The 20,231-nt window shown below is 66.1% G+C and carries 15 protein-coding genes; 5 read left to right on the forward strand and 10 right to left on the reverse strand.

Going from position 1 to position 20,231, the window contains the following annotated elements; all coding sequences use genetic code 11:
* Nucleotides 1-85: 85 nt before the first annotated feature.
* The 7 genes from ruvB to I6E04_RS02915 all read right to left on the reverse strand — a co-directional run bounded on the left by ruvB (nt 86) and on the right by I6E04_RS02915 (nt 6,429).
* Complete coding sequence (gene ruvB / locus I6E04_RS02885; RefSeq protein ID WP_235421668.1) at nt 86-1,168, reverse strand: Holliday junction branch migration DNA helicase RuvB; 1,083 nt, start codon at nt 1,166-1,168, stop codon at nt 86-88.
* Entirely contained in the window at nt 1,168-1,788 is a 621-nt protein-coding gene (gene ruvA / locus I6E04_RS02890) for a Holliday junction branch migration protein RuvA (RefSeq protein ID WP_235421669.1), read from the reverse strand. Before ruvA ends, ruvB begins: the two co-directional genes overlap by 1 nt.
* Nucleotides 1,785-2,309, reverse strand: coding sequence for a crossover junction endodeoxyribonuclease RuvC (gene ruvC, locus I6E04_RS02895; RefSeq protein ID WP_235421670.1), 525 nt, complete (start codon nt 2,307-2,309; stop codon nt 1,785-1,787). Before ruvC ends, ruvA begins: the two co-directional genes overlap by 4 nt.
* Before the next feature lie 127 nt (nt 2,310-2,436).
* Nucleotides 2,437-4,419 (reverse strand): nitrilase-related carbon-nitrogen hydrolase, encoded by a 1,983-nt coding sequence (locus tag I6E04_RS02900; protein WP_235421671.1) that lies wholly within the window; start codon nt 4,417-4,419, stop codon nt 2,437-2,439.
* Between the two features lie 138 nt (nt 4,420-4,557).
* On the reverse strand, nt 4,558-4,917 hold the full coding sequence (locus tag I6E04_RS02905) for a desulfoferrodoxin family protein (RefSeq protein WP_235421672.1): 360 nt from the start codon (nt 4,915-4,917) through the stop codon (nt 4,558-4,560).
* Nucleotides 4,918-5,021: 104 nt separating this feature from the next.
* Entirely contained in the window at nt 5,022-5,495 is a 474-nt protein-coding gene (locus I6E04_RS02910; RefSeq protein WP_235421673.1) for a universal stress protein, read from the reverse strand.
* A gap of 136 nt (nt 5,496-5,631) precedes the next feature.
* Nucleotides 5,632-6,429, reverse strand: a complete 798-nt coding sequence (locus I6E04_RS02915; protein WP_235421674.1) for an ABC transporter ATP-binding protein — start codon at nt 6,427-6,429, stop codon at nt 5,632-5,634.
* A gap of 111 nt (nt 6,430-6,540) precedes the next feature.
* On the opposite strand from I6E04_RS02915, the gene ilvA reads away from it, so the two are divergent.
* Nucleotides 6,541-7,761 carry a threonine ammonia-lyase gene (gene ilvA / locus I6E04_RS02920; RefSeq protein WP_235421675.1) on the forward strand — a complete coding sequence of 407 codons (1,221 nt, stop codon included), beginning with the start codon at nt 6,541-6,543 and terminating at the stop codon, nt 7,759-7,761.
* A gap of 108 nt (nt 7,762-7,869) precedes the next feature.
* Here ilvA and I6E04_RS02925 read toward each other — a convergent pair whose 3' ends face one another.
* Nucleotides 7,870-8,610 carry a transposase gene (locus I6E04_RS02925; RefSeq protein WP_235421676.1) on the reverse strand — a complete coding sequence of 247 codons (741 nt, stop codon included), beginning with the start codon at nt 8,608-8,610 and terminating at the stop codon, nt 7,870-7,872.
* 530 nt (nt 8,611-9,140) lie between these two features.
* On the opposite strand from I6E04_RS02925, the gene ilvD reads away from it, so the two are divergent.
* From ilvD to ilvC, 4 genes are all read left to right on the forward strand, one after another.
* Nucleotides 9,141-10,805, forward strand: a complete 1,665-nt coding sequence (ilvD, locus tag I6E04_RS02930; RefSeq protein ID WP_235421677.1) for a dihydroxy-acid dehydratase — start codon at nt 9,141-9,143, stop codon at nt 10,803-10,805.
* Nucleotides 10,802-12,880: a biosynthetic-type acetolactate synthase large subunit gene (gene ilvB / locus I6E04_RS02935; protein WP_235421678.1), complete on the forward strand. Its 2,079-nt coding sequence runs from the start codon at nt 10,802-10,804 to the stop codon at nt 12,878-12,880. The genes ilvD and ilvB overlap by 4 nt, the downstream gene beginning before the upstream one ends.
* A gap of 2 nt (nt 12,881-12,882) precedes the next feature.
* Nucleotides 12,883-13,368, forward strand: coding sequence for an acetolactate synthase small subunit (ilvN, locus tag I6E04_RS02940; protein ID WP_235421679.1), 486 nt, complete (start codon nt 12,883-12,885; stop codon nt 13,366-13,368).
* A 107-nt stretch (nt 13,369-13,475) separates the two neighbouring features.
* Nucleotides 13,476-14,471: a ketol-acid reductoisomerase gene (gene ilvC, locus I6E04_RS02945; RefSeq protein ID WP_235421680.1), complete on the forward strand. Its 996-nt coding sequence runs from the start codon at nt 13,476-13,478 to the stop codon at nt 14,469-14,471.
* Nucleotides 14,472-14,711: 240 nt separating this feature from the next.
* Here ilvC and dnaE read toward each other — a convergent pair whose 3' ends face one another.
* Both dnaE and I6E04_RS02955 read right to left on the reverse strand, forming a co-directional pair.
* Nucleotides 14,712-18,518 carry a DNA polymerase III subunit alpha gene (gene dnaE / locus I6E04_RS02950; protein ID WP_235421681.1) on the reverse strand — a complete coding sequence of 1,269 codons (3,807 nt, stop codon included), beginning with the start codon at nt 18,516-18,518 and terminating at the stop codon, nt 14,712-14,714.
* 205 nt (nt 18,519-18,723) lie between these two features.
* On the reverse strand, nt 18,724-20,181 hold the full coding sequence (locus I6E04_RS02955; RefSeq protein WP_235421682.1) for a M81 family metallopeptidase: 1,458 nt from the start codon (nt 20,179-20,181) through the stop codon (nt 18,724-18,726).
* Between the last annotated feature and the right edge of the window lie 50 nt (nt 20,182-20,231).

The following is a 20,231-nucleotide window of genomic DNA, read 5'->3' on the forward strand; positions in this document are numbered from 1 at the left end:
AAACCAACCTACAGCATACAACGAACACGACCGGTTGCGGGCAACCTCGCCCGCAACCGGTCGAAAACGCCATGGGGAGCCGTCGTCACCCCTCAGCGGGAGGCTCGACACCCAGATGCTCGAACGCCACGGAGGTGGCGATGCGACCCTGCGGCGTGCGCACGATCAGGCCGCGCTGCAACAGATACGGTTCGTACACATCCTCGAGGGTGTTCGGATCCTCGCCGACCGCGCTCGCGAGCGTGGTGAGGCCGACGGGACGACCGCGAAACGTCTTGACGAGCGTTTCGAGGATACGGATGTCCATCCAGTCGAGGCCGAGCTCGTCGATCTCGAAGAACTCGAGCGCCTCGCGCGTGATCGGCTCGTCGATCGGCCCGCTGCCACGCACCTGCGCATAGTCGCGCACGCGCTTGAGCAGGCGGTTGGCCAGGCGCGGCGTACCGCGCGAGCGGGAGGCGATCTCACGCGCGGAGTCGCGGTCGATCTGCACGCCCAGAATCGTCGCCGAGCGGATCACGATCTCGGCGAGGTCCTCGATGGAATAGTAGTCGAGGCGGAACGAGATGCCGAAGCGGTCGCGCAGAGGACCCGTCAGCATGCCGGAGCGCGTCGTCGCGCCCACGAGCGTGAAGCGCGGGATATCGAGACGGATCGAACGCGCCGCCGGTCCCTTGCCGATCACGATATCGAGGGCGAAATCCTCCATCGCCGGATAGAGGATCTCCTCGACCGAGCGGTTCAGACGATGGATCTCGTCGATGAACAGGACATCGCCCGGTTGAAGGTTGGTAAGGATCGCCGCGAGGTCGCCCGTGCGCGCGATCGCCGGACCGGAGGTCGTCTTGATCTGCGCACCCATCTCGTTGGCGACGACCGTGGCGAGCGTCGTCTTGCCCAGACCGGGAGGTCCCGAGAAGATCACGTGGTCCAGACACTCCCCGCGGCTCTGCGCCGCCTCGATGAGGATGCGCAGGCTCTGCCGGATATGGTCCTGACCACAGTAGTCGTCCAGACGCTGGGGGCGCAAGGTGCGCTCGACGTCCAGATCCTCCGACGTCAGGTCGCCGGTGACGAAGCGGCCGGTCTCGCGACCCGACGTCGCCGGTGTCCGACGCGACGACGCGGCGTCCGCCCACAGGTCGACCGATTCATCTGCTTCCCACATCATGCATCCATTCCGAGACGTTTCAGCGCGGCGCCCAGCAGCTCCTCGACGCGCATGCCGACACCATCATAGCCGTCGAGCGCGAGCTCGGCCTCCTGGGGACTGAAGCCCATCGAAAGCAACGCGGCGCGGGCGTCATCGAGCGAGGAGGGCTCGGGCGCGCCGGCGAGCGGCAGCTGGCCCGCAGCGGGGATATCGGCCGAGAGCAGCCCGTGGTCTTTGGCGAACACGCTTTTGAGCTCGAGGATGAGACGCTGGGCGGTCTTTTTTCCCACGCCGGGCACCTTCGCCATCCCCTTGGCGTCCTCCGCCATCACCACGGTATAGAGCTGCGGAACCGAGAAGGTCGTGAGCACCGCGAGCGCCAGACGCGGACCCACGCCCGAGACGGCGACGAGGCGGTCGAACATGGTCCGCTCGTCCCTGGTCGCAAACCCGAACAGCGTCATGGCGTCCTCGCGCACCTGCAGCCTGCAAAACAGCCTGCAGTCCTCGCCGAGCGCGGGCAGCGAGGCCGCCGTCGCGCCCGAGATGCCGAGTTCGAACCCGACGCCGCCGACATCGAGCACCGCCACGCTCGGCGTCGCCTCGACCAGCGTTCCGTGGAGCAAGGTGATCATGAGTAGCCGTTCCCCCTCTTTTGGACATAGGTTCCGCCGCTCAGCACACCCGTCCTGCGCAGATGGGCATGGCAGACCGCGCACGCCAGCGCGTCGGCGGCGTGGTCGGGGCGCGGGTCGTGATCGAGATGCAGCAGGTTGCGAACCATGAAGATGACCTGTCCCTTATCCGCGGCGCCGGTGCCGACCACCGCCTGCTTGATCTGCATGGGGGTGTACTCGCCCACCTCGACGCCGGCAAGCGACACGGCGACGAGCGCCGCACCGCGGGCATGCGCGGTCGGGATGGCCGAGCGCGCATTCGCGCCGAAGTAGATGCTCTCGATGGCGGCCTCCTGCGGTCGATAGCGCTCGACCACGGCGGTCAGATCGTCTGCGATGTGACGCAGGCGAACGGGCAGATCGCTTCCGGCGGAGGTCTGGATGCAGCCGTAGGCGCGACAGCGGACCTCGCCCGCCCGCTCCTCTATGATGCCCCAGCCGGTATTCGCGAGCCCCGGGTCGATACCCAAGATGACCACCCGTTCACCTCCTTGCGTCATGTGCGAACATTTGTTCTACTATACCAAGGAAGCCGGTCGCCCGCAAGCCCGCGGCGGACATCCGCATATCGCCATAACGAGCCCCGTCCGACTCGAGACCGACGCCTCAGTTCTGCGAGAAGAACGGATAGTGGTGCGGCGGCATGCCCGGGGTCTGACGCCCCCCGTCCGGAACGTCATCGTGCTCCGAGAGGTGCAAGAGGGCCTCGCGAAGTTGGTTCTCGAAGCGCTCGGCGTTCTCGCGCATGCGCTGCTGGCCCTCCTCGCTCGCCAGCTCCGCGCGCTGCTCGGGCGTCAGCCCCAGCAGGTCGCCGAGCAGACCGAGGATCTCCCCGCGGACGCGCAGGCCGCGCTCGGCGCCACGCGTCTCGAGACGCCCCATCTCCTCGCGCGCGACATCCACGACGCGCTCGGGTGCGGCGCCCCGCCTGCCGAGGTCGGACCATGCGAGCGATGGCGGCCAGATGCGCTCGGCGAAGGCCCGTGCCGAGACGATCGGGGCGAGCGGCAGCGAGCGACGGTAGCCCTCTCCCTGGCGGACGACCAACAGCAGCAACGCGAGCGCATCGGGCGACTGGTGCGCCAGGGGCTGATCGTCGAACGAACAGTTCCGATCGACATGCGCCTCGAGCGCATCGTCGATCTGCGCCGGCTCCAAGGCGGCGAGGGTCGCCGCCACGCGCGCCGCGCGCGACGGGTCGTCGTCGAACGTCGACACGATCTCGGAGACGATGCGCACCATATGGTCCTCGACCGCCGAGAGCGACACCGTCGACACGGAAAGCACCGGCGAGATCCGATTGCGGTAGCGCGCCAGGAATTCGAGCGCCGTGAGATAGATGTCGCCGAACGGTGCGCACACCGTCCTCGGCGTGCTCGCCGCGAGCAACGAGGCGGGAGCGAGCGCCGCATCGGTCTTGGTGATGGATGACAGCACGCACGCATCGAGCTCATGGGCGATGTCGGCAAGATACAACGCGTTGATGCCCAGACGGAGCCTGCCCACGTCGCGCGCGGGGACATCGCGGTCCATCCAACGCGACACGTCCTCGTGCTCACGCTCGACCAGCTGGATATTGAGGGTCGCGGCAAGCGCGCGGACACGCTCGACGCGTTCGCGCTCGCGCGTCTCCTGCTGCGGGGTGAACACGTCGGAGCGGCCGAACCCCATGCCCACGACGTTGCGCGGACCCAAGGCGTCGACGGCAAGCGCCGCGAGCAACGAGGTGGGAAGATCACCCTCGAGTGGAACGACGACGCGGGTGAACCCACGGGCGGCGACCGTGTCGCGCACGAAGATGCGAAGCGCCTCCCAGAGCCATTCCTCGCGCTGGAACCGGGGCAGCCGCTGCGTGTCGAGCGACTCACCCATCTCGCCGCGTCGGACCTCCTGGACGACCATGCCCTCCTCGAAGCACGGGGCGGCGGCCATCACACGGCCGCCGTCGTCCATCACGAACGACCCGCCGGTGTAGACCGTTTCGTCGAACGAGCCGACCGGAACCATGCTCGCAAGCCAGATGCCGGCGTGGGCGACGTCGTCCGCATAGTGACCGTCCGCCACCGAGGCGACCGCGCAGGTCTCCTCGTTGCTGATGTCGAACCCCGTCGTCTGGAAGTAGATCATGAGGTCGCACCCGCGAGGCAGCTGGGCGATATCGCGGGCGAAATCGAACGTGACGGCGATACGGGTGCCCGCGAGCTCGAACACGACCGGCTCCCACATGCTCGCCTCGACCCGATCGTCGCGAAGGCCCATGAGCGTCCGCAGCGGGATGACGCGACCCTCACGCAGCAGGAACGCCTCGGCGAGCGGAACCTGCTCCACCGAGACGACGGCGGGCACCAGACACGCCACCCCCCGCTCCTCCACCTTGGCGGCGAGCTCGCGCAGCGACCGGATCAGGTCATGCTCGAAATCGGCGTACTCGATGAGCGTCGTCGGCTGCACGCCGGTGAACAGCGGAGCCGGGACACAGAGCAGCTGGGCACCGGCGTCGGCCGCGAGCGCCGCCTGGTCGGCGATGCGCGAGCAGATGCCCTCGATGTCGCCTAAGCGCATATCGATCTGTGCCAGAGCAAGTTTCATCGCGTTTCCCCTCGGTAGGTCCGTCCCGTCACATGATAGCGGCACGGACGATGCGGCGCGCGCTCGTTCGCGCGGCACACGAAAGGGCCGTCCGCGTCGCCGCGGACGGCCCGAGAGCATGACGGACGGCTACCGTCCCTAGAACTTCGCGCTCCACAGCCCGTGCAGGTTGCAATACGCGTACACGGTACCGGACTTCACGCCGCCGGCGAAAAACGTCACCGGGGTCTGACCGGGCTTGAGGTGATGGATCTCCAGACGGTCATCGGCCTCGAGCGCCACCCATTCGATGTGGTGCGCCTCCTCCATGGGATGCTCGACCTCGCCCACCTGGACGTGGATGATGTGCCCGTCACGCTGCAAGTCGACGGCGGGAACGTGCTTCTCGGTCGCGGCGTCGACGGTGTTGGGCTCGAGGGCGGTGAAGCCCTCGGGGGCCGCAACGCCGTTCAAGCTCGCGAGAAAACCGCCATCGCCGTCGGTATAGAAGGTAGCCATAACGTACTCCTTACGCTGTGATCATCAGATACTGCCCTATTATGCCCAGCGGAGCGATTCGCATACACGGGACGGCACCGCGCCTCAGCGGATCGGGACGTTCGCTATTTGACGGTGAGGACCGGGACGTCGACGGAGCGGAGCACGCCGAAGCTCACGCTGCCGAGCATGCCGCGCAGGGCACCCAGGCCGCGGCGACCCATGACGACCAGGTCGATCCCGTGGGTCGTCACGTACTCGGCGATGCCGTCCACCGCGGAGCCGGAGAGCACCGCCGACACCTCGACCTTGCAGCACGCGCCGTCGCGGGCGGCCTCCGCCACGCGCTCCATCTCGTTGCGCGAGCGCTGAACGATCGAGCTGATCATGGCGTCGTAGCCTTCACTGCTACCGGCGTTGAAGGGGTCGTCGAACGCCCCTCCGGCGAGCGTGGGTACCGGAACCGCCCCCGTCGAGACGATCATGACCACATGCACCGTGGCTTCGGGGTTGTCCCCCACCATGCCGAGAGCGGTGTGCAGGGCACTCTTCGCGTGCTCGGACTCGTCGTAGGGAACCAGAACGTTCTTGAACAACATGGTCTGCTCCTTTCCCATGACGGACGACTTACTGCGTATATACCCGTTCGCGACGTGTCGCGGCGACGCGCGGGCCAAACGCGGGTAGTACAGCCGAACGGAACGAAAGGGCAGGTGAACGGATGCAGGCGACGCCTCAGTACCGACCGCGCAGCGAGTACCAGCCGTCGCGCTCGTCGACCGCGAGCGGCACGCCGAACAGCTCGCTCATGGTCGCGCTGTCGAGCAGCTCCTCCTTGGGCCCGTCGGCGAAGACCTCGGCATCCTTGATGAGCAGCACGCGCCCGATCGCCGGGATGATGTCCTCGGGATAGTGCGTGACGAGCACCACCGAGCGCCCTTCGTCGGCAAGCATCCGCATGGTATCGCGCACGTGGTACATGCCCTGCGGATCGAGCCCGGTGCACGGCTCGTCGAAGATCAGGATGCGCGGATCGCTCATGAGCTCGCGCGCCACGAGCACGCGGCGCACCTGGCCGGTGGAAAGGGTCATCACGTCGCGGTCGGCGAGCTCGGCGATGCCCAGGCGATCGAGCGCATCGAGCGCACGGGCGCGGGCGTCGTCGTCGGCCTCCACATGACGCGGCAGACCGAGCGTACCGAACAACCCACCGCACACGATATCGGCGACGGGCAGATGCACGCGGACCTGGTCTTGCATCGTGGCGCTCACGATGCCGAGCGCCTGCTTGATATCGGACAGCAGCGGACGGGCCTGCCCGCGGAAGCGCACCGGCGGCTCTTCGCGATGCAGGGGGAACACCTCGCGGGTGAGCAGCTGGATGAACGTGGACTTGCCGGCGCCGTTGGGCCCGAGCAGGGCGACGTGCTCGCCCTCGGCCAGATCGAAGCGATCGACGTGCAGGATCGTGCGGCCGGCGCGAACCACCTGCGCGTCGCGCAGCGAGAACAGCGGCGGGGTCGTTGTAGCCAAGATGCCCTCGATTCCTCGATAACGATGCCCCTCGGGTATCGTCTCCCTCGTTTTTTGCTATGCTACTTTACCATGCGAAAGCACGACGACACGCGGGAAAGAAGGCGCACCATGGCGGACATGCTCACACTCGACGCATTCGAGGAGGCCTCCGAGAAGGTCAAGGAGGTCACCCAGAAGACCGAGCTCATCGAAAGCCCCCACTTCTCGCAGATGACGGGCAACCGGGTGTACCTCAAGCCCGAGAACATGCAGCGCACGGGCGCCTACAAGGTGCGCGGCGCGTACTACAAGATCTCGACGCTCACGCCCGAGGAGCTCGGGCGCGGCATCATCACCGCGAGCGCCGGCAACCATGCCCAAGGTGTCGCCTTCGCCGCGACGCGCGCGGGCGCCAAGTCGGTCGTCGTCATGCCCACCACCACGCCGCTCATCAAAGTGGAGCGCACCAAGGGCTACGGCGCCGAGGTCATCCTGCACGGCGACGTGTACGACGAGGCATGCGAGCACGCCCTGCGTCTGGCCGAGGAGCACGGCTACACCTTCATCCACCCCTTCAACGACCCGGTCGTCTCGACCGGCCAGGGCACGATCGCCATGGAGATCGTCCAGGAGCTGCCGCTCGTCGACACCATCCTCGTGCCCGTCGGTGGCGGCGGCCTGGCCTGCGGCGTGGCGACCTTCGCCAAGCTCTACAACCCCAAGATCCGCGTGATCGGCGTGGAGCCGGCGGGCGCACCGTCGCTGTCCGCCGCGCTGGACGCCGGACGCCCCGTGAAGATCCCCGGCGCCAACACCATCGCCGACGGCACCGCCGTGCTCGAGGTGGGCGACAAGGTCTTCCCCTACCTGCAGCAGAACCTCGACGACGTCATCTGCGTACCCGATGACGAGCTCATCGTGTCGTTCCTCGACATGGTGGAGAACCACAAGATGATCGTCGAGAACTCGGGCCTGCTCACCGTGGCCGCCTTGAAGCACCTGCCCGCCGAGAACCGCCGCATCGTCTCGATCCTGTCGGGCGGCAACATGGACGTCATCACCATGAGCTCCGTGGTGCAGCACGGCCTGATCCAGCGCGACCGCATCTTCACCGTGAGCGTGCTTCTGCCCGACCGTCCCGGCATGCTCGTGCGCGTGGCCAACGCCATCGCCGAGCAGAACGGCAACGTCATCAAGCTCGAGCACAACCAGTTCGTGAGCACGAACCGCAACGCGGCGGTGGAGCTGCGCGTGACCATCGAGGCCTACGGCACCGCGCACAAGGAGCAGATCATCGACGCCCTGCGCGCCGCCGGCTTCGAGCCCCAGCTCTCGCAGACCATGCTCTAGCGACAGTGTCCCAAAAGGGGCCAGGAGAAAATTGGGACATCCGGGCGCACATCCGGATGTCCCAATTTTCTCCTGGCCCCTTTTGGGACATTTGGGACACCGCTGGCGCTAGGTTGTCGCTCTCGTGATCGTCTTCGCACCGATGCCCGTCAAGCGCTCGATTTGACGAACCGACAGCCGGCTGGCGCGAAGCGCGCGCAACAACTCGTCCCTTTTCTCACGCGAAAGGGACTTCACCTCGCTGAACCCGACATCCCCCAGAACGCGCCTGGCAACGTCGCCCGCGTCCTCGTCGGGGATCCGAACACCCTCGACGAACAGGTATTCCGCTGACGGGCCCTCTCGGCAAAACTCCGAGAAACCTTCCGGACCACCAAGCATATCGAGGACGACCTCGGTTTTCGCATACTCCGGAGTGCCCGCATACTCGTGATAGCTACTCCAAGGATAATCCTCGGCATCGCAAATGCCCGCCTTCGAAGGATTGTCGTGAACGTATCTGACCGCCTCGAGAAGATATCGATCGCACTCTATCGGGGAACTTTTGAATCTCCCTTGGAAAACATGGCCGACATGACCCGATCGGGCGTTGAACCATCTCGCGTACCGCATCGTCATCTTCCCCACGGCCTCGCTCAAACGCCCTGTGCGATCGCAAAGGATCACATGCACGTGATTGTCCATAAGACACCAGGCGATGATGTCGATCTCGCAAGCATGTGCATACTCGCGAAGGAGCTTGAGAAAGAACCGCCGGTCTTCGTCGTTCTCAAACAGCCTTTGCTTTCCGTTGCCCCTCACGACCACATGGTAGTAGCCGGATTCGGATATTCTTCTCGCTGCACGCATACGAACCCCTCCCCTAGATATCCCAATATTCTCCTGGCCCCTTTTGGGACATTTGAACCCCCTGGGTCCTCATCTGATACCCAGGGAACAGGAGTCCGACGCGCCGAACATGTCCCAATTTTCTCCTGGCCCCTTTTGGGACTGCCACCTTTTTGGGACATCGGACGCGTCAAGGCCGCTGGCCGAGAGATTGCGCGCTTTTGCCGAGTAAAGTGTTTCCTCTCGATAAACTCCTTGCGCGCAGGTGCGGCACTGTAGCATAGTGGAGCAACTTGAGGAAATGCGACGACAGGGCGAGTACCGGACGGACGCACCACAGCGAGCGGGCGGCGTGAGAACCCGCGGCGGACGGTCGGGAACATACCCTCGAGCAGCCAGGCCGAACACGGACGCGGCCCACGGGCGATCCCCGTGCCGCGCGTTCGCGAGTACGCCGAGCCGGAAGTCCCCCGTTACGGGCATCCTTGCAGGGCAGCTCCCTTGCCAGCGCATCTCCCAGCACACGACACTGCGAGAGCGAGGGGGATCGGATGCAACTGCGAAGCGATGCCATCAAGAAGGGACTGGCCAGGGCGCCCCACCGCAGCCTGCTCAAGGCCGACGGACTCACCGACGAGGAGCTCGAACGACCGCTCGTAGCGGTCATCTCCGCCCAAAACGAGGTCATTCCCGGCCACATCCACCTGCAGCAGATCGCCGACGCCGTGAAGGCCGGCGTGCGCATGGCGGGCGGAACGCCGCTGCAGGTCAACACCATCGGCGTGTGCGACGGCATCGCCATGAACCACGAGGGCATGCGCTACAGCCTCACGAGCCGCGAGGTCATCGCCGACTCCGTGGAATGCGCCGTGCAGGGCCACCGGTTCGACGCCATGGTCCTCATCCCCTCCTGCGACAAGATCGTGCCCGGCATGCTCATCGCCGCCGCGCGCCTGAACATCCCCACCATGCTCGTCTCGGGCGGCCCCATGCTCGCCGGCCGCGACAAGTGCGGGCGCCAGACCGACCTCAACAGCCTGTTCGACGCCGTGGGCCAGGTCACCGCCGGCACCATGACGCCCGAGGAGTGCGCATGGCTCGAGAACACCGCCTGCCCCACCTGCGGCAGCTGCTCGGGCATGTTCACCGCAAACTCCATCTGCTGCCTCGCCGAGGCGCTGGGCCTGGCGCTGCCCGGCAACGGCACCGTGCCGGCCGTGTACTCCGAGCGCATCCGCCTGGCCAAGCAGACGGGCATGAAGGTGATGGACCTCGTGCGCTCCGGCACCTGCGCGCTCGACATCCTGAACGAGAAGTCCATCCACAACGGCATGGTGCTCGACATGGCCTTCGGCGGCTCCACCAACACGATGCTGCACCTCACCGCCATCGCGCACGCCGCGGGTTGCCCCGTGACCATGGACGACTGGGACCGCGTCTCCGACGAGACCCCCAACATCGTGCGCATCGCGCCCGCCGGCCCCCTGCACATCGAGGACCTGAACGCCGTGGGCGGCATCTCGGCCATCATGGGCGTGCTCGGCCGCGCGGGCCTGCTGCGCGACGACGCGCTCACCTGCCACGGCACGGTGGCCGAATGGGTCGCCACGTGCCCCGAGCCCGACGGCGAGATCGTCCGCACCGTCGAGGGTGCCTACTCCCCCATCGGCGGCCTCAAGGTCATGCGCGGCAACCTCGCGCCCGACTGCGGCGTGGTCAAGCGCAGCGCCTGCTCGCCCGACATGTACCGCCATTCCGGCCCCGCACGCGTCTTCGACTCCGAGGAGGAGGCCTGCGAGGCCATCTTCGGCGGCAAGATCAACCCCGGCGACGTCGTGGTGATCCGCTACGAGGGTCCGGCGGGCGGCCCCGGCATGCGCGAGATGCTGACCCCCACCTCGGCGATCTGCGGCATGGGCCTCGACCACTCCGTCGCCCTCATCACCGACGGCCGCTTCTCCGGCGCGAGCAAGGGCCCGTGCATCGGACACGTGAGCCCCGAGGCGGCGGCGGGCGGCCCGATCGCCCTCATCCGCGAAGGCGATGTCATCGACATCGACATCGAGGCGGGCTCGCTCGACGTACGCCTGTCCGATGACGAACTGGCCGCGCGCCGCGCCGCATGGCAGCCGCCTGCACCCAAGTACACCACCGGCGTGCTCTCGCGCTACGCGAAGCTCGTCACGAGCGCAGACAAGGGGGCGTACCTCTCATGATCGACACCAGCACCACCGCAGGCGCCGTGCGCGCCGGAAGCCCGCGAACCGCCGACATGCCCGACGATATCCGCCAGCACGTCTGCACCGGCGCCGCCGCCACGCGTCCCGCGGTCGACATGAGCCGCGAGGCGCGCCTCGAGCGCAAGCGTCGCGCCGTCTCCGGTGAGCCCTTCGGCCCCGGCAGCCATACGGACAAAGAGGGCCGGACCATGACCGGTGCCCAGGCGATCATCGCGAGCCTCGAGGCCGAGGGCGTCGACACGGTCTTCGGCTACCCCGGCGGCCAGGCCATCAAGATGTACGACGCGCTGTACGACTCCACCAAGATCCGCCACATCCTCTCCCGCCATGAGCAGGGCGCGGTGCACGAGGCCGACGGCTACGCGCGCGCCACCGGCCGCGTGGGCGTGGTGCTCGTCACGAGCGGACCGGGCGCCACCAACACCGTCACCGGCATCGCCACCGCCTACATGGACTCCGTGCCGCTCGTGGTCATCTCCGGCCAGGTGACGCGCGGCGTCATCGGCACCGACGCCTTCCAGGAGGCCGACATCGTGGGCATCACCATGCCCGTGGTCAAGCACAGCTTCCTGCTGCAGTCCAACGACGACCTCACGCACACGTTCCGCGAGGCGTTCTACATCGCCTCCACGGGACGCCCCGGCCCCGTGCTCATCGACATCCCGAGCGATCTGGCCGGCGAGGAGATGGTCTTCCACTACCCCGACAAGATCGACATCCCGAGCTACCGCCCCACCTACAAGGGCAACGCCAAGCAGGTCCGCCAGGCCGTGGAGCTCATCCGCACCTCCAAGCGCCCGCTGCTCATGGTCGGCGGCGGCTGCGTGACGAGCCACGCCTGCGACGAGGTGGTCGAGCTCGCCGAGACCATGCAGATCCCCGTGGTCACCACACTGATCGGCAAGGCCGCCATCCCCTGCTCCAACCCGCTGAACCTCGGGCCCGTGGGCATGCACGGCTCCAAGTACGCCAACATGGCCGTCACCGAATGCGACCTCATCATCGCCGTGGGCGCGCGGTTCTCCGACCGCGTGACCGGCAAGATCACCGAGTTCGCCCCGCACGCGAAGGTCATCCATATCGACATCGACCCCGCCGAGATCGGCAAGGTGCGCGACCCGCAGGTGCCCATCGTGGGCGACGCGCGCACGGTCGTCGCGGCCATCAACGAGCGCATCGCCAAGATCGGCGCCGAACCGGTGAGCGACGAGTGGGTCAAGACCTGCTACGAGTGGCGCGAGCGCTGGCCGTTCTACACCACCGACTTCGCCGACTATCCCGACCGCATCGCGCCCGAGATCGTGCTCGAGCGCCTCTCCGCCAAGCTCGACCCGCACGCGAGCGTCGTGACCACGGAGGTCGGACAACACCAGATGTGGGCGCATCAGCACATCCATCGCGAGGAATCCCGCACGTTCATCTCGAGCGGCGGTCTGGGCACGATGGGCTTCGGCTTCCCCGCCGCCATCGGCGCCAAGATCGGCCGTCCCGACTGCCAGGTCGTCTGCATCGCCGGCGACGGCAGCATCCAGATGGACATCCAGGAGATGGCGACCGCCATCGGCAACGGCGCCGCCGTCAAGATCCTGCTCATCGACAACAACGCGCTGGGCATGGTGCACCAGTGGCAGCGCCTGTTCTACCGCGAGCGCTATTCGTGCACCGAGTTCACCGCCAACCCCGACTTCGTCAAGCTCGCCGAGGCGTACGGCTGGACCGCCGAGCGCATCACGCATCCCGACCAGATCGACGACGCCCTCGACCGCATGCTCACCTCCGAGATGCCCTACCTGCTCGACGTCGTCATCCCCACCAACCAGACCGTCTACCCGATGGTCGCCCCCGGCGCCGCCATCGACGACATCATCGGTGCCATCGACGTGACGCTCGGCGGCGTCCGCGTGACCGAGAAGGGCATGAGCCCCGCCGGCGAGCATGCCGGCGCCATCGCCGAGCCCCTGCCCTTGACCGACAACGACGCCGACACGCGCATCGCCGGCGCGACCGCCGATGTCGTCGTGGATGAATCGGCACAGAAGGGAGGCGAGTGAGCATGAAGCACATCCTCTCCGTCCTCGTCGAGAACAAGCCCGGCGTCCTGTCGCGTGTGACCGGTCTGGTGTCGCGGCGCGGCTTCAATATCGACTCGCTCACCGTGGCCCCCACCGAGGACACCACCATGAGCCGCATGACCATCATCGTCGAGGCCGACGAGGTGGGCTACGAGCAGATCACCAAGCAGCTGCACAAGCTCGTCTCGGTCTACAAGATCTCCGACCTCACCGACACCGACGCCATCGAGCGCGAGCTCGTGTTGTTCAAGGTCATCGCCACGCCCGATCGCCGGCACGAGATCATCGAGATCGCCAACATCTTCCGCGCCAACATCGTGGACGTGGGCAAGAACTCGCTCACGGTGGAGGCGACCGGCACGGCGAGCAAACTCGACGCCATGGAGGACCTCTTCCGTGGCTACGGCATCCGCCAGCTCACCCGTACCGGCAAGATCGCCATGTCGCGCGGGGCGAGCGACAAGTAGGGCATCCGCGGCATCCGTCCAGCCCGCGCCATCGGGAATGGGTTGGACGGAACACGTCCCCAACCAACCCATCGGTATCAACGGCCAAGACACGTAAGGAGAACATCATGGCTGTGACTATCTACTACGAGTCCGATTGCGATCCCAAGATCATCCAGGACAAGAAGATCGCCATCATCGGCTACGGCTCCCAGGGCCACGCCCATGCGCTGAACCTGCTCGACTCGGGCTGCGACGTGCGCGTCGGCCTGCGCGAGGGCTCCAAGTCCTGGGCCGCCGCCGAGGAGGCCGGCCTCAAGGTCTGCGACATGGACACCGCAGCCGAGGAAGCCGACGTCATCATGATGCTCGTGCCCGACGAGACCCAGCCCAAGGTCTACGAGGAGCACATCAAGGACCACCTCAAGGCCGGCGACACCCTCGCCTTCGCCCACGGTTTCAACATCCACTTCGGCTACATCAAGGCCCCCGAGGACGTCAACGTCATCATGTGCGCGCCCAAGGGCCCCGGCCACATCGTGCGCCGCCAGTTCACCGAGGGTTCCGGTGTGCCCGATCTGGCCTGCGTGGCACAGGATGCCACCGGCAACGCCTGGGACATCGCGCTCGCCTACTGCTGGGGCGTGGGCGGTGCCCGCTCCGGCATCATCAAGGCCACCTTCAAGGAGGAGACCGAGGAGGATCTGTTCGGTGAGCAGGCCGTGCTGTGCGGCGGCCTGGTCGAGCTCGTGAAGGCGGGCTTCGAGACGCTGACCGAGGCCGGCTATCCGCCCGAGCTCGCCTACTTCGAGTGCTACCACGAGATGAAGATGATCGTCGACCTCATGTACGAGAGCGGCATCCACTTCATGAACTACTCCATCTCCAACACGGCCGAGTACGGCGAGTACTACGCCGGCCCCAAGGTCATCAACGAGGAGAGCCGCGCGGCAATGAAGCAGATCCTGGCGCGCATCCAGGACGGCTCCTTCGCCCAGGAGTTCGTCGACGACTGCAACAACGGCCACAAGTGGCTGCTCGAGCAGCGCGAGAAGATCAACGAGCACGAGATCGAGAAGACCGGCGAGAAGATCCGCTCCATGTTCAGCTGGATCAAGAAGTAATCCAAGACTCGATATAACACGCTCATGACAGGTGCCCGACGTCCCACATGGAAACGTCGGGCACCTGTTCGTTTCCGGGTCGGTTGGGGACGTGTTCCTTTCATCCCCTTCCCCGACCGGAAACTCTGGAACGATCGGATGCGGGGGGCGGCATGGATAGCGACGCGACGGCTCAACACCAGCCGACGCGTCGCTGAACTCCTCGGTAATCCGAGACTCGCCTCAAGGCGCGTCTTCGCGCTACACCACCGTCACGCGGCCGCGGTTGCCCACGATGCCGCGGACCTCGGCCATGAGCGGGATGGAGCGGGCATTCACGCGCGTGGGGATCTCGGCGCGCATGGTCTGGCCGTCACCCTGCTCGATGAACAGCTCCACGCGGTCGCCGCCCGGATTGGTGGCGAGCACGGTGGCGAGACGCGCCATGTTGCCCTGCGAGAAACGCGAGCTCGGCACCATGATCTCGAAGACCTTGGGACGGTTGTTCTCCTCGGACAGCTCGAGCGGCAAGATCTCCTGGGCGATGATCTGGTCGCCGCGGTCGGAACGCTCCAGCTTGCCGCGCACCCGGATGAAGGCGTCCGACAGCACCGCACCCGTCTCGGGGTCGGTCTCGCCGTACAGGTACCCCTCGGCCTCCTTGTAGGTCTTGGGGAACACCACGACCGTGGCCTCGCCCTCCATGTCCTCCAGGCGCACGATCGCCATGGGGTCACCGTTTTTGGTCACGCGCTTGGAGACCTCGGCGACCATGCCCGCGAACCAGAACGGCTTGCCCTCGGGAATCTCCTGGTTGATGGTGCCCTCGCCTGCAGGGTTCGCCATCTCGAAACCCGTGTCGATCTGCGACAGCGAGTACTCGCGCGCCTTGGCGAGTGCGTATTCGAACGGTCGCAGCGGATGGTCGGAGACGTAGATGCCCAGCACGTCGCGCTCAGCGGACAGCTTCATGTGGCGGTCCCACTCCTGGCCGTCGGGCTCGGGGATGACGACCTCGAAGCCCGAACCCTCGACGTCGCCGAACACGTCGAACAGCGACGTCTGACCGGCGGCGCGGTCCTTTTGGCGCTTGGTCGCGGCGTCGATGATGTTCTCGGGATTGTTCTTGTCCACGAAGCTCATGAGTTGGCGGCGCGGATAGCCGGTCGAGTCGAAGGCGCCCGCCTTGATGAGCGCCTCGATGACGCGGCGGTTGGCCTGGGAGGAGTCCACGCGGTCCACGAAATCGTGCAGGTTCTTGAAGGCGCCGCCGCGCTCGCGCTCGGCGATGATGGCATCGGCGACACCCTCTCCCACGCCGCGGATGCCCGCCAGGCCGAAGCGCACGCCCTCGGCGGTCGCCGTGAACTCGCGGCCCGACTCGTTGACATCAGGCGGCAGCACGGGGATACCGTCGTGACGGCAGGCGGACACGTAGTGCACGATCTTCTCGGTCTTGCCCGTGTAGGAGGTGAGCACCGCCGCCATGTACTCGTGCGGATAGTGGGCCTTCAGCCACGCGGTCTGCATGACCAGGATGGCGTAGCCGGCCGAGTGGGACTTGTTGAACGCGTAGGACGCGAACTCCAAGACGTCGTCCCAGATCTTCTGCGCCGTCTCGCGCTTGTAGCCGTTTTTCTCGGCGCCGTTCATCCAGTGGTCGTAGATGGTCTCGTCCTCGCCGTCCGACCAGTTGAAGACCTGCTCGGTGAGCATCTTGATCTTCTTCTTGGCCACGGGCTTGCGGATGCGCGAGTCGGACTCGCCCTTGGAGAAGCCGCACATCTCGACCGAGATGTTCATGACCTGCTCCTGGTAGACCATGGTGCCGTAGGTCTCGCCTAGGATGTCGTCCAGGCGCGGATCGTAGGAGACCGCGGGCTCCTTGCCGTTCATGCGGTTGATATAGGACGAGACCATGCCCGCGCCCAGAGGACCGGGGCGGTACAGGGCGATCAGAGCGACCACGTGCTTGTACTCGGTGGGCTTCATGTTCTTGATGGTCGCCGTCATGCCGGCGGACTCGATCTGGAACACGCCCGCCGTGTGACCGGCCTGCATGAGCTCGAAGATCTTGGGGTCGTCGAACGGGATCGCGTCCACGTCGATGTCGATGCCGAAGTTCTTCTTGATGTTGGCCTTGGCCTTGGAGATGACCGTGAGGGTGCGCAGGCCCAGAAAGTCCATCTTGAGCAGGCCCATATCCGCGACCGTATGGCCTTCGTACTGTGTGATCTCCACGCCGCCCTTGGTGTCGAGCTTGGTGGGCACGTGCTCGTTGACCGGGTCGCGGCAGATGAGCACGGCGCAGGCGTGCACGCCCTCGCCGCGCGTCAGGCCCTCGATGGCGAGCGCCGAGTCGATGATGCGCCGGGCGTCGTCGTCTTTCTGATAGGCCTCGGCGAAGTCGGGGTTGTACAGGTCCTCCTTGCCCTCGACGCGCGTGAGCACCTGCTTGAGCTTGACCGATGGGTCGCTCGAGATCATCTTGGACAGGCGTTGTCCCACGTAGACCGGGTAGTCCAGCACGCGGGCGGCGTCGTTGATGGCTTGCTTGGCCTTGATGGTCGAATAGGTGATGACGTGGGTGACCTTCTCGGGGCCGTAGAGCTGTCGCACGTGCTCGATGACCTCGAGGCGCCGCTCATCGTCGAAGTCCATGTCGATATCGGGCATCTCGGAGCGCTCGGGCGACAGGAACCTCTCGAACATGAGGCCGTTGGACAGCGGGTCGAACGTGGTGATGTCCATGGCGTAGGCGACCAGGGCACCCGCGGCCGATCCACGGCCCGGCCCCACACCGATGCCGTTTTGCTTGGCCCAGCGCACGTACTCTGCCACGATCAGGAAGTAGGCGGCGAAGCCCTTCTCGCAGATGACCTTGTACTCGTACTCGAAACGCTCCTGGATGTTGACGCCGCCGATCGTCTGCTCGCGCCAATCCTCGCCGTAGCGCTTCGCCAGGCCCTCCTCGCACTCGCGGCGGAACTGGCTCTCATGCGTCTCGCCGGGATCGAGCAGCGGGTAGTTGGGCAGGATGATGCTGTCCCAGTCGAGCTCGACGTTGCACTTCTCGGCGAGCTCGACGGTGTTGTCGCACGCCTCAGGGCAGTACGGGAACAGCGCGCGCATCTCGTCCTCGGTCTTCATGTAGAACTCGGAGCCCTGCATGCGCATGCGGTTGGGGTCGTCGACCTTGGAGTTCATGCCGATGCACATCATGATGTCCTGCACCGGGGCGTCGTCGCGCGTGAGGTAGTGGAAGTCGTTGGTCGCGATGACCTTCACACCCACGCGGTTCGCGATATCGATGAGCTGGCGGTCGAGCTCCTCGTCGGTCATGCCGGAATCGGTCGTGATGCCGTGCTCCTGGATCTCGATGTAGAAGCTGCCGGGCTCGAACAGGTCGCGAAACGTCTCGGCCCAGGCGACGGCCGTGTCGATGTCGCCGCGGTCGATGCACTTGGGGATGATGCCGGCGATGCACGCCGAGCTGGCGATGAGGCCCTCGCGATGGCGGCGCAGGTTGTCCAGCGTCACACGCGGCTTGTAGTAAAAGCCCTGCACGGCCGCCTCGGACACCGTCTGCATGAGGTTGACGTAGCCGGTCTCGTTGCGCGCGAACAGCACCATGTGGTACAGCTCGGGCTTGCGGTCGCGGGCGAGCGTGTCGTCGGGGGTGAAGTACACCTCGCAGCCGAAGATCGGCTTGATCACGAGCGGCGGCTTGGTCGCGTCGAGGTTGCCTGAGCGGTCCCATTCCTCCATGTCCTTCATGTACTGCGCGTAGCCGCGCGGGTTCTTCTCGGGATCGGGCTGCTCGAGCTCGTCGCGGCGGCCCTTCTGGAGAAACGACTTGTCGTGGCTCCAGGTCTTGTACTCGGGCGTGCCGTGGTTCACGGCATCGCAGGCAAGACCGAGCTCGGGGACGCCGTACATATAGCCGTGATCGGTGATGGCCACGGCGGGCATGCCGAGCTCGACGGCGCGGTTTACCATATCGCCGATACGCGTGGCACCGTCGAGCATCGAGTATTCGGTGTGGTTGTGCAGGTGAACAAACGCCATGTACGCTCTCGCTTTCCGCCTTCGTCGTTTCGCAGGAAGCATTGTACCGCACGGCGCGGACGCGCCCGGCTCCCCTGCCGGCGGTCGCGCAACGCCCACAGGCAGGAGTACGGGCGGACCGAAACGCGGCAGGCGCGCCCCCCATCCCATGGGAAACGCGCCTGCCGTGGATCTCGGATATGGGTGCGGCGATGTCCTGCGACGGCTACTCGATGTAGATGAGCTCGTCCAGCTCGTCGATCGGCCACATGGGACGGAAGATGCGACGGAACGGCAGCTTCTCGTAGATCTGGTCGGTCGGACCGGGGGTGAGCGCCATGATGTGGTAGGCGGTCTCGGGGATCAGGTACGTGTCCAGATACCCCATCTTGACCACCACGATGTCGTAGTCGTGGAACTCCACGCCGGCGGCGTGGAACTGCTCCATGTGGCCGTACTGGACGTTGTGCGGCATCACGAGCACGTCGATGCCGGTGCCGTCGACCGTCACGATATAGCAGGAGCCGACGATCTTCTGGGAACCGACCGCGGCGTCGCCCACGCAGCTGAGCGTGCCGGCGAGCTCGACCGGCGCGGACACCTCGTCGGCGCCGACGCCGAGGGAGAACTCGACATGGTCGCCCACGTTCGCCGCGGACAGCTCGCGGCAGGCATCCACGTCGTTGACGCCGGCGACGAGCACGCGCTTACCCCGCAGGTCCTGCGCCAGAAGCTCGCGAAGCACGACCGTGCCGCAGCCGGAGGAGCCGGCGCCGCAGTTGTCGCCCGAGTCGGTGATGACGGCGGTCTTGCCCTCGAAGGCCACCGCCCGCGCCACGGCATCGGCCGCGTCGCCGTAGTTGCCCCCGAAGGTGAACTCGTCGCGATGCTCCCATGCGTAGCGGGAGATGCGCTCGGCGACCTGTTCGCAGTACGCGGCATCGGCCGGCGTGTTGGGAACCACGACCACGGCGGCACCGAGCTTGTCGTCGTCGTGGCGCAGGTAGCCCACGTGGTAGGAGCAGGAGAACACCCGCTCGTCGGCCTCGGCCTCGTCGAGCAGGCGGTTGATGGAGCGCATCGGCTCGTTGGCCGACACGCTGCGCTCGCCCTCCACGATGATGGGCAGCTTGCGCATGACGGGATGCATCGGACGGCGATGCCGCATGAGGTCGACGAGCTTCTCGGCGACGATACGCCAGGTATCGACCGTGTCGATATGCGGGGACTCGCGGAAGCAGCGCAGGATGTTCACGCGTGAGGCGAGCTCGGCGGTCACGTTGCCGTGCGGATCGAGCGCCAAGGCGATGGGCATATGCACGCCCACGATCGCGCGGATCCGGCGCAACAGCTCGTGCTCGCCCGACACGCAGTCCAGGCCGCGCACGCCACTCGCACCGTGCAGCTGCAGGTAGATCGCATCGATCTCGTCGAGATGTGCGCGAAGGTCGTCGATGATGCGCCCGGCGATGAACTCGTAGGCGTCGTGCTCGATCATGCCGCTCGGATTGATGCCCGCGAAGATGGAGGGCACGATCTCGATACCCCGTTCCTCGAAGATATCGCGGATGCGCATCTCGTCGATGCACTCCTGACCGTACAGCAACAGGAAATCCTCGAGCTTGGCATCGCGGGCAACGTGCTCGTTGCACTCCGCGCTCATGTGGGCGACGAAAACCTTCATGGCGACTCCTCGATAGGGCGGACAGCATCAAGCTCGTCACCCTAGCACAA

It is taken from the genome of Collinsella tanakaei (genome assembly GCF_021531055.1).
Classification (GTDB): Bacteria; Actinomycetota; Coriobacteriia; order Coriobacteriales; family Coriobacteriaceae; genus Collinsella; species Collinsella tanakaei_B.